This is a genomic window from Pseudoalteromonas sp. LC2018020214, assembly GCF_016598755.1.
Classification (GTDB): domain Bacteria; phylum Pseudomonadota; class Gammaproteobacteria; order Enterobacterales; family Alteromonadaceae; genus Pseudoalteromonas; species Pseudoalteromonas distincta.
The window spans coordinates 2,227,843-2,243,003 of record NZ_CP066804.1 but is presented as its reverse complement, the minus strand read 5'-3'; the positions used below and the strand labels follow the sequence as shown (position 1 = coordinate 2,243,003).

Genomic DNA, 15,161 nt, shown 5'->3' with positions numbered 1-15,161 from the left:
GGCTACACTGCCTTACTAAGCAGTGTAGCATAGTGATTTACATATTATTAAATAGTGCGAGTTGCGATACTGGGCGAAATATTAGCAGCGCGTTTAGCCGGCGCTAATACCGCAAGTAAGCTCATTAAAAATACGGCAATGGCGGTAACGGCTATATAACTTGGCGGTAGTGCAGCTACAGAAAAATACTGCATTAACATTTTCCCAAGCAGTATTGCTGTTACTACACCTAAGGCTAAACCTAGGCTACAAATTAATGCATTTTCTACTAAAAAGTAGCTAACAATAGCTGACTTTCTTGCGCCAAGTGCTCTGCGTGTACCAATTTGCTTAGTACGTTTGCTAATATTAAATAAGGTTAAGCCAAAAATACCGAGAGCGGTTATAAGCACTAAAATAGTGATTAATACTATGAGCATGCGCATCATAAGGCGATCTTGAGCGGTATACTCATTTTTTAATTCATCAAGCCCTTTAATGTTGTTAATAACGCGTTTGCTGTAATTTTCGAGCATAGCATTTTCTATTTCTTTCATCACAGCTGCTCGCTGACCAGGCTTAGTACGAACGGCAACTTGTGCATAACTTGCTGCTTTAATATAAGGAATAAACGCAAGATTATCGGGTTTACTGTCTTTGAGCCACGGGCCTTTCATTTTTCCGATCACGCCAATAACTTTAAGTGGTAGGTCACCAAAATAAACTATCTTTCCTAAACCATCTCCATCAGGGTAGAGCTCATCAAGTAAGGCTTTAGTGACTATAGTGACATTGGTGCGCTCTTGCGTAATTTCATTTGTTACAAGCACTTCATCTTCGGTAAAGTTTCGCCCTGCAATTAAGTTAACGCCGTAGGTATTAATTGCGTGGTCATCTATAAAAAAATAAGCGGTCCTGACACTTAGGCCTTCTTGTGGAGCAGGTTTTAAATTAAAGCTCGAAGCGCTGCCACCCCCTGATAGCGGAATACTACTGCTTAATGCGGCATCAACTACGCCTGGCATTTTTCTAAGCATGCTTTCATCAAGCTCAAACTGCTGGCTTAAGTTAATATCAGTACCAAAGGTCATTACATTAAACTTAAATATATCTTGCTCAGGGTAGCCCGTTTCTTGGTTTAAATAGCTAATTCTATCTTGAATAATAAATGCAGCATTACTGACTATAGCTGTGGTAATTGCAATTTGAATTAGTAGTAATACAGCGCCCACCTTTGAGCGGCATAAGGCGTTAAATATAGGTTTTATTTCTAACATTGTGACATTCCTTATTGGCTCTTAAGATAAATAGCAGGATTGGTTTTACACACTAACCAAGCTGGGTACAAACCAGCTAAAATGCAGGTTGTAATTGCAATCAATGGGGCGCTCAATAGCATGGTTAAATCCATTGTCGCTAAGTTTTCATAGTAGTCGTAGCTTTGCCCTACGCCCATTAAACCAAGTTGTGCTAGTACAATTCCTAGCATGCCACCTATAAAGCCAAGCATGGCGACCTCAACTAAGTGCTGTAAAAATATTTGCCTTTTACTAGCACCTAATGCGCGTCTTACACCTACTTCTGGCGCTCTGCGTAAAAACTTAGCTAAAAGTAAACCTAAAATATTGGCTAAGCAGACACCTAAGAACATAAAGCTCAGGCCCACTAAAATTTTATTGTCTTCGGTGACGACGTTGTTGTATTGCATCCATTGGTTTACATCGCGAAGTTTATACTCAAGTTCTTTACGATTAAATCGACCACGTTTTTGTTGTTCTTGCATGTAGGCTAATAAGTAATTTTGATAGGCTTGTTTTTGTTCAAGCGTATTTAGCTCTGCCCAAAACTGGATCCATACTTGCTCAGATTGCAGTTTATCTGCAAAGGTTGGTGTGTTTTCGTGTTTCCATCCATTGCTATTGCCCCAACTTACGAGCTCTTTTGCCTTTATTAAGCTAAAGGGCATAAATAACTCTTCTACTTGATTAAATGCACCGTTATTTAAATCATAATATTTAATATTGAGAGGCCAATGGTTAATAACACCAACTACTTGATAGCTTGTATCATCTAAGTAAATCAGTTCTCCGACAGAGTTTTTTCCTGCAAATAGTTTATCGTTTATCTCTTGGGTAATAACAACGACAGGTGCGGCAGAGTCTTCTTGCTCTTTGCTCCAAGCCCCCCCGTATAAAAATGACAAATTAAACATGCTAAAAAAGTCAGGCATTGTCATGCGAGCATTACCTATAAAAGGTTTTATTTTGTCGGAGTCTAGATAAACTGAAAAGCCGGTACGCATCATAGCCACTTTTTTCTCTGGCGTGGGTGCGTTTAATAAGTTCTCAGCATCTTGATAGGTCAGTTGCAGTGGCATGTTATCTTCTGTCCACCACGTACTACCATCGTCCATTGTTTGTAATTGCACACTGTAAAGTTGGCTGCTTTTTTCTGGGATAGGATCGGCCGACATCATGTGATAAACACTAAGGCTGGTCATTGTTATGCCTATACCTATCGCAATGGCAAGTACCATTAAAAAGCTAACCAGTGGGGTGCGCTTGAAGCTGCGCCAACTTAAATCTAAATAATGAATAAACATTAGTTAAACCCCCGATGCTGTTTTTATAGTTTGCGCGCCTTGATAAAGTGTAAAGTCGGCAAGTTGCCCATCAACTACTTGAATATTACGCGGAGCACGGCGGGCTAATTCACTATCATGCGTTACCATTACAATAGTGGCACCGTCGCGATTGATTTGTTCAAGTAACTCCATAACTTGGCGCGCCATTAAGCTGTCAAGGTTACCTGTTGGTTCATCGGCAAGTAAAAAACGAGGTTCACCAGCAAGCGCACGAGCTATTGCCACACGTTGTTGCTGGCCACCAGAGAGTTGTTGAGGTAAGTGTTTAGCGCGAGATGCTAAACCAACTTGTTCAAGGCATTGCTCAATTCGACGTTTTCGCTCATTTGCTTTAATCCCTCTGTAGCGAAGGGGAACTTCTATGTTTTCATATAAATTTAAATCAGGGATCAAATTAAAGCCTTGGAATATAAAGCCAATTTTTTGATTACGTAAATCAGCACGTTGGTTATCGTTTAGGCTGCCAACATTAACGCCATCTAACAGGTACTCACCTTCGTTAAAAGGCTCGAGCATACCTGCAATATTTAAAAAGGTTGTTTTTCCTGAGCCGCTAGGACCGGTAACAGCAATAAATTCGCCTTCGTTTACTTGCAGGTTAAAGTCTCGAAGCGCATGGGTCTGTACCATTTCTGTTTGGTATACTTTACTTACATTGTTCATTTGTAACATGGTTGTTCCTAATTGTTTTTAGTGTTGGTTGAGAACGTCTGTTTAATTTAATAAAATCGTATCGGCTTGCTTAAAGTCGCTGTAGCTTGAAATAATAATTTCATCGTTTTCTTTTAGTCCGCTCAAAAGCTCAACCGCATTAATGCTGGTGGCGCCTATTGTAATAGGTATGCGCTTTGCAATATTGCCTTCTACCTTATAAGCAAAAATTCCTCCTTGCTGCATAAAAGCGCCGCGTTTTACCTGCATTACACCTTCTCGGTTGTCGAGTAAAATACGTGCAGTTAAGCGTTGGTTTTGACGAATGTTGTTAGTAACACCTTTAAATCGGACGCGTGCTGTTACTTCACGATTATTAACTTCTGGGGATATGGCGGATAAATTCCCCATCACTGTTTCATTGCCTAACTTAAGCTCTACTTCCATACCGAGTCCTAATTCATTGGCGTAACTTTCAGGTACTTGAAGTTCCGCTTCGAAATTACTTAAGTCGACGAGAGTCATAAGAGGTTGGCTTTGCGTCACTGCGGCTTTTTGTTGCACAAGTAGGTTACCCACGATCCCAGTAACGGTAGCCTTAATAGATAGGTTGCTTACTTTTCTGATTAAGTCATCAACAATAAGTTGTTGGCGGGTCACATCACTTTTAGCAGCTTGTAGTTCAAAGGCGAGCGTGTCTTTGGCAAGCAGTACCTCTTGTTGTGCATGTTTATATGAGAGCTTTGCACGTGATAAATCATCAACTGCTTTTTCAAGATCAATTTGGCTAATTAAGTGCTTTTGAATTGATAACTGCGCGCGACGATTTTCGCGCTCAGCGGCGTTAAGCTCAACTTGTGCCATATCGAGTGTTTTATTTAAAGTGAGTGTTTGGCGTCTTGCTTGCAAATGCTGCCTTTGCTGCTCGCCTTGTAGTCTTTTAAGTACAGACTCCTGTTGCTTTAATTCGTTAGTTAACTCAGGGCTTTGCAGCAGGGCAAGTGTATCGCCTTGCTTTACTGTATCGCCGGCCTTTACTTTTAAATCTATAAATCCACGTTCTGGACTGTAGATTTTAGGAGCATTGGCAGCAACAATTTTACCACTGGCGGCAATATCTCGAATGAGCGCTTTAACGTGTACTTTGGCAACCTGTACTTTTGAGCGGCTAATAGAGCTTTTAGCGCTATGACTCGTTAAAAAAATATAAGCAATTGTAGAGGCTGCAATGAAAATAACCGCAGTGATTATCGCGTATTTTTTATAGCTTATAGGTGCCTTTACTTGTACGTCTTGTGCGCTGGTATCTTTAATCATTTAATTCCCCCTACATTGCTTTTATGTATTTTTCGCACAGCAGTAATAAAGCTGCTGTGCAAATGGCGGCAATAGGAGAGAGCAAAAATAAGCTTAGAGTAAACATGGTAATTCCAATTAGCGATTATACGTAAAGTTATACGATTAATATGCCAACTATTATCACATTGATATTAAAGTGCTTTTTATTTTTTGTTCTTGAAAATGATGTCCGCGGACAGTTTTTATGTCCGCATCGGACACCGCTTTAAATAAAAATTCACTATTAATGTACAAAAAAGGACATGAACTTTCATAACTATACTAATGAGCAGCAATAATCGGGGATGTTAAGCCATTAAAGTAATGAAATAGCATAAAACTATCTAAATGTTAACTGAATAGCCCTTCATGCGTTGAATACTTATTCACTTTGGCTCGTCTTTACGTTTACGTAAGCTGCGGCTTTTAACGCTTGTGTTTTTACAATATGTTAAACTTGACACCAGTGTCATGAAAAAATAGTGGTTAAAATAACGCTAAATGTTAAAAATAATGATAAAAAGAAATCTTGCTATGAAGTGAGAAATATTCAAGAATGTGAATATGTATTCAAAGTGCTATTGACTCTATTTAAGATAGAGGCTAGTTTTGTCCGTCTGTTAGCAAATCGTCGAGCAGTTCATCCACGCTAACAGTGCAGCAAGGGGAGGGGTCTATGTTATACGACTCAAAGTTAGAAAAAGAAAATTGTGGCTTTGGCTTAATAGCCCAAGTTAATGGTCAAGCTAGTCATAGGCTTATTCGTACTGCTATTACGGGGCTTGATCGCATGCAGCACCGTGGCGGTATATCTGCCGATGGTAAAACAGGTGATGGCTGTGGTTTATTATTACAAAAACCAGATAGCTTTTTCCGTGCAATTGCCAGTGAACATAATTGGCACTTAGGCAAAAACTACGCAGTGGGTATGATATTTTTAAATTCAGACCCTGTTTTAGCACAAGCTGCAAAACAAATACTTAGCGAAGAATTAGAAAAAGAAACGCTAAATATTTTAGGTTGGCGTGTTGTACCAACCGACCCATCTATGTTGGGTCCTATTGCTGTACAGCAATTACCAGGTTTTGAACAAATTTTTGTTAGCGCGCCAGAAGGTTGGCGTTCTAAAGACTTAGAGCGTCGCTTATATGTAGCACGCCGCCGCGCTGAAAAGCGCATTGTTGATGATGAAGCTTTCTATATCGCAAGTTTATCTGGTTTGGTAACTATCTATAAAGGCTTAATGATGCCTGCGGATTTACCTAATTTTTACCTAGATTTAGCTGATATTCGTATGACGAGTGCGATTTGTGTTTTCCATCAGCGCTTCTCTACTAATACTCAGCCGCGTTGGCCTTTAGCTCAACCTTTCCGCTATTTAGCACACAATGGTGAAATTAATACTATTGAAGGTAACCGCCAGTGGGCACGCGCACGTTCTTATAAGTTTGCGTCACCGCTTATTCCAGACTTACAAAGCGCAGCGCCGTTTGTAAACGAAACCGGTTCTGATTCATCAAGCCTAGATAATATGCTTGAGCTATTTTTAGCTGGCGGCATGGATTTATTCCGCGCGATGCGTATGCTCGTGCCGCCTGCATGGCAGAAAAACCGTGCAATGGACGACGATTTACGTGCATTTTACGACTTTAACTCTATGCATATGGAACCATGGGATGGCCCGGCAGGTATTGTTATGTCGGATGGTCGTTTCGCGGCGTGTAACCTTGACCGTAATGGACTTCGCCCAGCACGTTATGTAATTACACAAGATGGTTTTATTACGCTTGCATCAGAAGTGGGTATTTGGGATTACACTGCCGATGAAGTGGTCGAAAAAGGCCGTGTTGGTCCAGGTGAATTATTAGTTATTGATACTAAACTTGGCAAAATCTGGCACTCGGATGAAATCGATCAGGATTTAAAATCTCGCCATCCTTACAAGTCATGGCTTGAAGAAAATGTTAAACGTTTAGTTCCATTCGAAGAACTTACTGAGCAAGACGCTGGTAATCGCTCATTTGATGACGAAACGCTAGCTAAATATCAAAAAATGTTTGGTTATACCAACGAAGAGCTTGATAGCGTTATTCGTGTAATGGGTGAAAACGGCCAAGAAGCGACAGGCTCAATGGGTGATGACACGCCATTTGCTGTGCTTAGTGAAGGGCATCGTTCACTTTATGATTACTTCCGCCAAAAATTTGCGCAAGTAACAAATCCACCTATCGATCCACTACGTGAAAACCATGTAATGTCGCTTGCAACCTGTATTGGTAGTGAGCAAAACGTATTTAACGAAACAACGGGCCACGCTAAGCGCCTACAGTTTGATACACCAATTTTAATGTACGCAGACATGCAGCAGCTATTAAATGCTGATGAAGCGCACTACAGCTACTGTAAAATTGATATTACCTACACAGTTGAAGAGGGTTTAGAAAACGCGGTTAAGCGTATTTGTGACCAAGCACAAGAAAAAGCAGCTGCGGGCTGTATCATGCTTATTTTAACTGACCGTAACTTTGATGAAATAAATTTACCAATTCCAGCAGCTATGGCTGTAGGTGCGGTACAAAAACGCTTAGTTGATAACAACTTGCGCTGTGAATCAAATATTATCATTGAAACTGGCAGCGTGCGAGATGCGCACCAATTTGCTGTGCTATTAGGTTTTGGTGCTACGGCAATTTATCCATACCTGGCGTATGAATCGTTAGTTGCGATGAGCGACAGCAAAATTATTGATAAGTCGTATTGCGAAGTGACTCTTGCTTATCGTAAAGCCATTAATAAAGGCTTGTACAAAATTATGTCTAAAATGGGCATAAGTACGGTTGCGTCTTATCGTTGTTCAATGTTGTTTGAAGCGGTGGGATTATCTGATGCGATTATTGAAATGTGCTTTAAAGGCGTTGCAAGTCGTATACAAGGGGCATGCTTTACCGACTTTGATGACGATCAGCAGAGTTTGCACAAACTTGCTTTAAGTAAGCGTAAATTATTAAGCCACGGTGGTTTATTTAAGTACGTTCACGGTGGTGAGTATCATGCTTATAATCCAGATGTTATTCAAACCCTGCAAAAAGCGGTTCGATCAGGTGATTATAAAGACTACAGTGCGTACGCTGATTTAGTTAATAATCGTCCAATAGCGACTTTGCGCGATATGTTAGCGCTTAAATTACCTGAGCAAGGTATAAGCATTGATGAAGTAGAGTCTGCAGAAAACCTATACAAGCGTTTTGACTCAGCAGCAATGAGTATTGGTGCGTTATCACCAGAAGCGCATGAGGCGCTAGCAATTGCAATGAACCGCTTAGGTGGTTGTTCAAACTCGGGTGAAGGCGGTGAAGATAAACTGCGTTATGGTACAGAGAAAAACTCGCGTATTAAGCAAGTCGCTTCAGGTCGATTTGGTGTAACGCCTCATTACTTACGCAGTGCTGACGTTATTCAGATTAAAGTAGCGCAAGGTGCAAAACCAGGCGAAGGTGGACAATTACCAGGTGAAAAAGTAACGCCGTATATTGCTAAGCTTCGTTATTCGGTACCAGGTGTTACGTTAATTTCGCCACCACCGCATCACGATATTTACTCAATTGAAGATTTAGCACAGCTAATTTTCGATTTAAAACAAGTAAACCCCAAAGCACTTATTTCTGTAAAACTTGTTTCAGAGCCAGGTGTGGGAACCATTGCAACAGGTGTTGCTAAAGCGTATGCCGATTTAATTACTATTTCTGGCTACGACGGCGGTACAGGCGCAAGCCCACTTACTTCTGTTAAATATGCGGGTAGCCCATGGGAGCTTGGACTTGCTGAAACACAGCAAGCACTAGTTGAAAATGGCCTTCGTCATCGCATTCGCCTGCAAACAGATGGTGGCTTAAAAACAGGTTTAGATATTATTAAAGCGGCAATTTTAGGTGCTGAAAGCTTTGGCTTTGGTACTGGTCCAATGGTTGCCCTTGGGTGTAAATACTTACGTATTTGTCACTTAAATAACTGTGCGACCGGTGTTGCAACACAAGACGAAACACTTCGTCAAAAGCATTATCACGGTTTACCAGAAATGGCGATGAACTACTTTAAGTTTATAGCGCAAGAAGCGCGTGAAATTATGGCTAGCCTAGGCGTTGCAAATTTAACTGATTTAATTGGCCGTTTAGATTTATTAGAAGAAATTGAAGGTAAAACTGCAAAGCAGAAGAAAATTGATTTATCGTCTGTTATTGCTCAGCCGAACAACCCAACTGGCGAAACGCTTTATTGTAGTGCGCCTAACAGTTCGCATTACCTAGGTAAGTTAAACGAAAGTTTATTAGCTAAAGCGCAAGAGGCAATTGATACATCAAGCGGTATCTCGCTTGTGAGTCGTATTTGTAATACTGACCGCTCTGTAGGTGCAATGCTTTCGGGTTATATTGCTGATAAACACGGTAATCAAGGTATGGCGGCAGACCCAGTAGCAATTGAATTACACGGTACGGCGGGTCAATCATTTGGCGTGTGGAATGCCGGTGGTCTTGAAATGACATTGGTTGGCGATGCTAACGATTACGTAGGTAAAGGCATGGCAGGCGGTAAGTTAGTTATTCGTCCACCACTTGGCTCATCTTTTGAAAGCCATAAAGCAACCATTGCCGGAAACACATGTTTGTACGGCGCTACAGGCGGAAAACTGTTTGCAGCGGGTTGTGCCGGTGAGCGCTTTGCAGTTCGTAACTCAGGTGTGCAAGCGGTTGTTGAAGGTGTAGGTGACAATGGTTGTGAATACATGACCGGTGGCGTTGTGTGTGTACTTGGTAATGTAGGTGTTAACTTTGGCGCGGGCATGACTGGTGGTTTTGCTTATATTTTAGATGAGCGAAATGATTTTGAAAAACGCATTAATCCAGAGCTTGTCGAAATAGTAACACTAGACGAATTAACGTCGCATCAAGAGCATTTACGCGGCTTAATTGCTGAGCATTTAGAGCTTACGGGTTCGTGCAGAGCAGAAAGCATTTTAGCTAACTTTGAACTGTACTTACCGATGTTCAAATTAGTAAAACCAAAATCAAGCGACGTAAAAAGTTTACTCGGGCATCGCGCTCGCAGTAGTGCCGAACTACGTGTTCAGGCGCAATAAGGGGGCAGTATGAGCGAAAATGTATATCAATTTATAGACGTGCAGCGTGTAGACCCACGCAAAAAACCAATCTCGTCACGTAAAAAATCTTTCGTAGAAATTTACGAACCCTTTTCAGAGAATCAGGTTAACTCACAAGCTGATCGTTGTTTAGATTGTGGTAACCCGTATTGTGAGTGGAAGTGCCCAGTACATAACTACATTCCACAATGGTTAAAGTTAATACGCACAGGTCGTATTATAGAGGCTGCTGAGCTTTCACATCGTACAAACAGTTTACCAGAAGTGTGTGGTCGCGTTTGCCCACAAGATCGCTTGTGTGAAGGCTCGTGTACATTAGATGAAGAGTTTGGTGCTGTAACAATTGGTAATATTGAGAAGTATATTACCGATGAGGCATTTAAAATGGGCTGGAAGCCTGATATGTCTTATGTAACATGGACCGACAAAAAAGTGGCTATTATTGGTGCGGGCCCAGCTGGTTTAGGGTGTGCTGATATTTTAGTTCGTAACGGCGTAAAACCAGTAGTGTTTGATCGTCACCCAGAAATTGGCGGACTACTCACGTTTGGTATTCCTTCTTTTAAACTTGAAAAAGAAGTGATGCAAAAGCGCCGTGAGATTTTCACTGAAATGGGCGTGGAGTTTAAGTTAAATGTTGAAGTAGGTGTTGATATTACGCTTGATCAAATTTTAGCAGATTACGACGCCGTATTTTTAGGAGTTGGTACGTATCAAAGTATGCGTGCAGGTCTTGAAAATGAAGATGCACCAGGTGTTCACGATGCACTCCCGTTCTTGATTGGTAACACTAACCGTGTAATGGGCTATGACGAGACTAAGCAGCCGTGTATTGATATGGCTAACCAAAAAGTCGTTGTACTTGGTGGTGGTGATACAGCGATGGACTGTGTGCGTACGTCTATTCGTCAAAATGCTGCAAAAGTAACGTGTGCTTATCGTCGTGATAAAGAAAATATGCCTGGTTCTAAACGTGAAGTTAAAAACGCCAAAGAAGAAGGCGTTATATTTACCTATAACGTTCAGCCTAAAGGCATTGTATTGAACGATAAAGGTAAAGTAACTGGCGTTAGAATGGTTAAAACTAAATTAGGCGAACCTGACGCAAATGGCAGAAGTCGTGCTGAAGAAGTTCCTGGTTCAGAGCATGTGATAGAAGCTGACCAAGTTATTATGGCATTTGGTTTCCAGCCTCACAAAATGGATTGGTTAGAAAAATACGATGTAGAAATAAACCACTGGGGCGGCATTAATGCACCAGAACAAGGTGAATTTACACATCAAACAACGAACCCTAAAATATTTGCTGGTGGCGATATTGTGCGTGGTTCAGATTTAGTGGTAACCGCTATTTTTGAAGGACGTAATGCTGCAGAAGGTATTATGGATTACTTAAAAGTTTAATTGTTTGTATTAATAAAGTGATGTAAGAAGCAAGCCAACTGGCTTGCTTTTTTTATTGTTTTATTCGAATGTAATGTCAACGTAGTTAGTAACAAACGGTATTATATTAATATCACCTGTAGCATAGCTTTCTTTAGCGACACCTTCCGTTCTTACTTTCATATAGTAACTACCAGAAGGAACTACCTTGTCATAGTGGGTTGTTCTTGTTTCGAGCCAAATACGGTTGCTTTGCGCATCTATTAACCAGCCTTGAGGGCTAATCTCATACATATAAGCCTTACATTTTACTTCACCTACACGAGGATGCAGGCACTTATTTATAGCAACTCGAGTTTGTTTTTTTGGATTTTCAGCAGTACTAGCTAACGTTATTTGGCCATAATCTCTAGCTTCTTTTGTTGCTTTATACGCTAAAACTTTTGTTTGCGTCGTTGTATAAGCACTTTGATTTGAAGAGTTAATTGATTGGTTGCTAGAGCTAGATACACTATTTACAGCACCGTTAATACCATCTTTAACTGCGCGAGTTATATCATTACTTTTACAGCCACTCAGTACTATTAGTGCAGGAACAAGAAGAGCAAGTTTATTCATTTTTAATCCTTAACGTTATTGTTTTATCCTAGGCTTTATTTTTTTAAATAAAGCGTATTACATCATGGGATCATACATTACAATAACCGTATTCATCCCTGATAAAGGTAAATAATGACTAAAATATACGCTTTTATCAAGCCTAAATAACTAATCTTTGGAGTTGATTTAAATATAAAGTTGGTTCATTATCGCACGCTGTTTACGGTTTGCTTACTTTTTACATACAAGTAGGCTTTTATACATTAATAAAATAAATAGAAATTATGTACGAATATTCAAACAAATCGGAAAGGAAACTCATTGTTCGATTCTTCTCTTCAATAGGGTTTATAGCAACGTTTTCGATGGCTAGCTTAGCATTTATTAATAGCAGTTATTTATTAGCGTGTACCCTGGTTGTTTCTTCGTTTGTTTATTTATTGGCATTTAGCATAAGTAGGGGAGTAGAGAAGTCAGGCACTATAATTTTATACAACCTTTATGCACTAATGTTTTACCTAGTTCTCACTGGGGGAGCACAAGGAACAGGGCCTATATGGATATTCATAGTGTCTCCTGTTACTTATTCAATACGCGGACTTAAACGAGGTACATTTGATATAATTTTGTTTTTATTAGCGATTGTTTTAGGCTTTTACTGTGCTGATACATTAAATATATATGACTATAGTCCGGAACAGTTTCCTATAAGAATAATAATTGCCTTTATGATTGTCGCGTCGCTGAGTGGCTACTACGAGTGTTTAAGAGAAAAATACAGCAATAAAATAATTGCTTTGAGTCAAAAGAATGAATTTTTAGCAACTATAGATCCACTCACCAACCTGCCAAACCGTCGCTATACCATGAATAAGCTTGTGGCTTTTAAAAGTGAGCTGAAAGATAATAATACTCCTTTTGTAATTTTATTAGCTGATGTAGATAATTTTAAAAAAATTAATGATCAATTCGGCCATGATTTTGGCGATGAAGCACTTATTCAGTTAGCTAAAACCTTTGATAAAAGTATTCCAAAAAATGCGATTGCATCACGTTGGGGCGGAGAGGAGTTTTTAATTGTTATTCCAGATGCAACAGTTGAGCAGGGGGAGCAAGTTGCAGAAAAAATCCACAACGCCCTTAAAGCTTCAGTTGTGAGCTTATTTTCAGATAGTACCAATATTACGCTAAGTATTGGTGTTATCTCTGCAAGTGCCGAACGCTCAATTGATCTTGATATCAAGCGTGCTGATGAACTACTTTATAAAGCAAAAGCGCAAGGTAAAAACAGAACGTGTTCTTCTTAAAAGTTTATCTACTTTAATCCATTGAAAACGAATCAAGTGATGGCTTTATTTTAGCCTTTCTGCGCTTTACGCTCATGTAACACATTGCATTACAGGCAATCTGCATTGTAATTAATAGCCAATAACTGATGCCTAAGTCACTTAGGTTATTTATTTTTTCGCTAGTAAAGTAATAGGCTACGGCGATTATCTGAAGAACTAAAAAGCTATTTAAAAACCCCAGTAAACGCTGTTTAAAGTAAGTATGCTTATATTTACTAAAAATAATTAAACAGCTGCTTAGCGCTAATAAAAACCAACTTAAAATGATACAAAAATTAACTAAAGTACTGTGCATTATTTAATCCTTCAAAGCTCTATTAACCAATATTAGGCATGGGCCATTATTAGTTCTTTAGCATTCGCTTTAGCTGTTTTACTGATATTATCACCACCAAGTAAGCGAGCTATTTCATTAATACGACCATCTTTATTCAAAGGCAGCATATGAGTGAACGTTTCGCCTTGTGCTATTTCTTTAGCTACAAAAAATTGTTGGTGTGCGCTACTAGCAACTTGCGGTAAATGGGTAACACAAATCACTTGAGTAGACTTACCTAACTGGCGCAATAGTTTGCCTACAGCTGATGCTGTAGGGCCAGAAATACCTACATCAACTTCATCAAAAATAAGCGTTGGGGTTGTTACTTTTTGGGCAATAATTACCTGTATAGCAAGGCTAATTCGCGAAAGCTCACCACCTGAGGCTACTTTAGCTAACGGCTGAAGTGGCTGCCCAGGATTAGTTGATACTAAAAACGACACATTATCGTACCCTAAGCTATTAGGTGCGCGGCTACTCTCTTGAGTTAAAGCTATTTCAAATACACCGTTTTCCATCGATAAATTAGCCATGCTTTCACTTATTAGTGTGTTAAGTGTATTAGCATACTCATAGCGACTTTTACTTAGTTCATCGGCAGCTTGCTTATAACTAAGTAACGCGCTTTCTATTTCTGACTCTAGTTGCTCCAGACGATTACTATTATTACTTATTGACTCAAGCTCCTGAGCAATCGATTGATGAAACTCAACTAGCTGCTGTGGTTTTATGTGATGCTTACGCGCTAAATCCATCGCACCGCTTAGTCTATTTTCTACTTCACCTAAACGAGCAGGGTCTAAATCTGCTTGCTCAGTATAATTTCGAACTTCACGGCTTGCTTCTTCAACTTGTACTGCGGCTTCACTAAGGAGCGCTGCTACGCCCGCTAAGCTTTCGTCGTATTGAGCCAGCTCAGCGAATTGTTGGGCACTGTGCTGCAGCATTGAACAAGCATTTTGTTCATCACTTTCATATAAATATTGTAATTCACGTTGGCACGATTCTAATATTGTTTGACTATTACTAAGTTTGTAATGCTCGGCCTCAATTAAATCAAACTCACCTTCTTGTAAGGCAAACTCATCGAGCTCTGCAACTTGGTATTCTAACAATTGTTTTTGCGCTGCTTGTTGCTGCTGTTGTTGCTCTAAATGTTTAAATTCTTTTTGTAAGTTAGCAAACTGTTTATAGTTGTTATTTACATCATTTACTAAGTGGTGATGCCCTGCATAGGCATCTAAAAGCTGTAACTGATGCTCAGCTTTTAATAAGTGTTGGTGGGCATGTTGTCCATGAATAGATATTAAATATTGACCAAGTTCTTTTAATTGTGATGCGGTAACGGCACTGCCATTAATATAGCTTTTACTGCGTCCATTTTTGCAAACAACACGACGCAATAAACATTCATTATCGTCATTGTTTAGCATATGTTGCTCTAAAAACGATTGAGCTAGCGGTAAATCTGTTAGGTCAAATTGAGCGCATACTTCTGCTTTATCAGAGCTTGGACGCACTGCTGATGCTTCAGCTCGTTCACCTAAACATAATGATAGCGCATCAATAGCAATAGATTTACCAGCACCTGTCTCGCCAGTGATCGCGGTCATACCGCTGCGCCATTCTGTGCTTAAATTACTAACAATTGCAAAATTTTTAACTTCTAAACCAATTAACATACTGTTTATCCATCCAGTCAATTAACTGTTAATTTATACAGTGTTTTGGTTTTTTGCAAAT

The 15,161-nt window shown here is 39.8% G+C and carries 10 protein-coding genes; 3 read left to right on the top strand and 7 right to left on the bottom strand.

The annotated features are described in order from the left end of the window. Positions 1 to 47: 47 nt before the first annotated feature. The 4 genes from JG479_RS09835 to JG479_RS09820 are packed head-to-tail and all read right to left on the bottom strand — an operon-like array spanning position 48 to position 4,591. The gene (locus tag JG479_RS09835) at positions 48 to 1,256 is read right to left on the bottom strand and encodes an ABC transporter permease (protein ID WP_200219069.1); all 1,209 of its coding nucleotides are present in this window, start codon (positions 1,254 to 1,256) and stop codon (positions 48 to 50) included. Positions 1,257 to 1,267: 11 nt separating this feature from the next. Then, positions 1,268 to 2,581 carry an ABC transporter permease gene (locus tag JG479_RS09830; protein WP_200219066.1) on the bottom strand — a complete coding sequence of 438 codons (1,314 nt, stop codon included), beginning with the start codon at positions 2,579 to 2,581 and terminating at the stop codon, positions 1,268 to 1,270. A 3-nt stretch (positions 2,582 to 2,584) separates the two neighbouring features. Further along, complete coding sequence (locus JG479_RS09825; protein ID WP_004335374.1) at positions 2,585 to 3,295, bottom strand: ABC transporter ATP-binding protein; 711 nt, start codon at positions 3,293 to 3,295, stop codon at positions 2,585 to 2,587. A gap of 42 nt (positions 3,296 to 3,337) precedes the next feature. Continuing rightward, the gene (locus JG479_RS09820) at positions 3,338 to 4,591 is read right to left on the bottom strand and encodes an efflux RND transporter periplasmic adaptor subunit (protein WP_197121627.1); all 1,254 of its coding nucleotides are present in this window, start codon (positions 4,589 to 4,591) and stop codon (positions 3,338 to 3,340) included. Between the two features lie 697 nt (positions 4,592 to 5,288). On the opposite strand from JG479_RS09820, the gene gltB reads away from it, so the two are divergent. Both gltB and JG479_RS09810 read left to right on the top strand, forming a co-directional pair. Continuing rightward, positions 5,289 to 9,746 (top strand): glutamate synthase large subunit, encoded by a 4,458-nt coding sequence (gene gltB, locus JG479_RS09815; RefSeq protein ID WP_200219064.1) that lies wholly within the window; start codon positions 5,289 to 5,291, stop codon positions 9,744 to 9,746. Between the two features lie 9 nt (positions 9,747 to 9,755). Then, entirely contained in the window at positions 9,756 to 11,171 is a 1,416-nt protein-coding gene (locus JG479_RS09810) for an FAD-dependent oxidoreductase (protein WP_004335378.1), read from the top strand. Positions 11,172 to 11,231: 60 nt separating this feature from the next. Here the strand turns inward: JG479_RS09810 and JG479_RS09805 are convergent, their stop codons facing one another. Next, complete coding sequence (locus JG479_RS09805) at positions 11,232 to 11,768, bottom strand: hypothetical protein (protein WP_039487450.1); 537 nt, start codon at positions 11,766 to 11,768, stop codon at positions 11,232 to 11,234. 266 nt (positions 11,769 to 12,034) lie between these two features. Here JG479_RS09805 and JG479_RS09800 point away from each other — a divergent pair, with 266 nt between their 5' ends. Then, positions 12,035 to 13,057 carry a GGDEF domain-containing protein gene (locus JG479_RS09800; RefSeq protein ID WP_234047848.1) on the top strand — a complete coding sequence of 341 codons (1,023 nt, stop codon included), beginning with the start codon at positions 12,035 to 12,037 and terminating at the stop codon, positions 13,055 to 13,057. 13 nt (positions 13,058 to 13,070) lie between these two features. Here JG479_RS09800 and JG479_RS09795 read toward each other — a convergent pair whose 3' ends face one another. Then, positions 13,071 to 13,394 carry a hypothetical protein gene (locus JG479_RS09795; RefSeq protein WP_024597395.1) on the bottom strand — a complete coding sequence of 108 codons (324 nt, stop codon included), beginning with the start codon at positions 13,392 to 13,394 and terminating at the stop codon, positions 13,071 to 13,073. Positions 13,395 to 13,426: 32 nt separating this feature from the next. Then, positions 13,427 to 15,100, bottom strand: coding sequence for a DNA repair protein RecN (gene recN, locus JG479_RS09790; RefSeq protein WP_039487455.1), 1,674 nt, complete (start codon positions 15,098 to 15,100; stop codon positions 13,427 to 13,429). Positions 15,101 to 15,161: the final 61 nt, after the last annotated feature.

Coding starts and splice junctions, on each gene's coding strand:
- JG479_RS09835 (WP_200219069.1), bottom strand. CDS start 1,256: ATGTTAGAAATAAAACCTATATTTAACGCCTTATGCCGCTCAAAGGTG.
- JG479_RS09830 (WP_200219066.1), bottom strand. CDS start 2,581: ATGTTTATTCATTATTTAGATTTAAGTTGGCGCAGCTTCAAGCGCACC.
- JG479_RS09825 (WP_004335374.1), bottom strand. CDS start 3,295: ATGTTACAAATGAACAATGTAAGTAAAGTATACCAAACAGAAATGGTA.
- JG479_RS09820 (WP_197121627.1), bottom strand. CDS start 4,591: ATGATTAAAGATACCAGCGCACAAGACGTACAAGTAAAGGCACCTATA.
- gltB (WP_200219064.1), top strand. CDS start 5,289: ATGTTATACGACTCAAAGTTAGAAAAAGAAAATTGTGGCTTTGGCTTA.
- JG479_RS09810 (WP_004335378.1), top strand. CDS start 9,756: ATGAGCGAAAATGTATATCAATTTATAGACGTGCAGCGTGTAGACCCA.
- JG479_RS09805 (WP_039487450.1), bottom strand. CDS start 11,768: ATGAATAAACTTGCTCTTCTTGTTCCTGCACTAATAGTACTGAGTGGC.
- JG479_RS09800 (WP_234047848.1), top strand. CDS start 12,035: ATGTACGAATATTCAAACAAATCGGAAAGGAAACTCATTGTTCGATTC.
- JG479_RS09795 (WP_024597395.1), bottom strand. CDS start 13,394: ATGCACAGTACTTTAGTTAATTTTTGTATCATTTTAAGTTGGTTTTTA.
- recN (WP_039487455.1), bottom strand. CDS start 15,100: ATGTTAATTGGTTTAGAAGTTAAAAATTTTGCAATTGTTAGTAATTTA.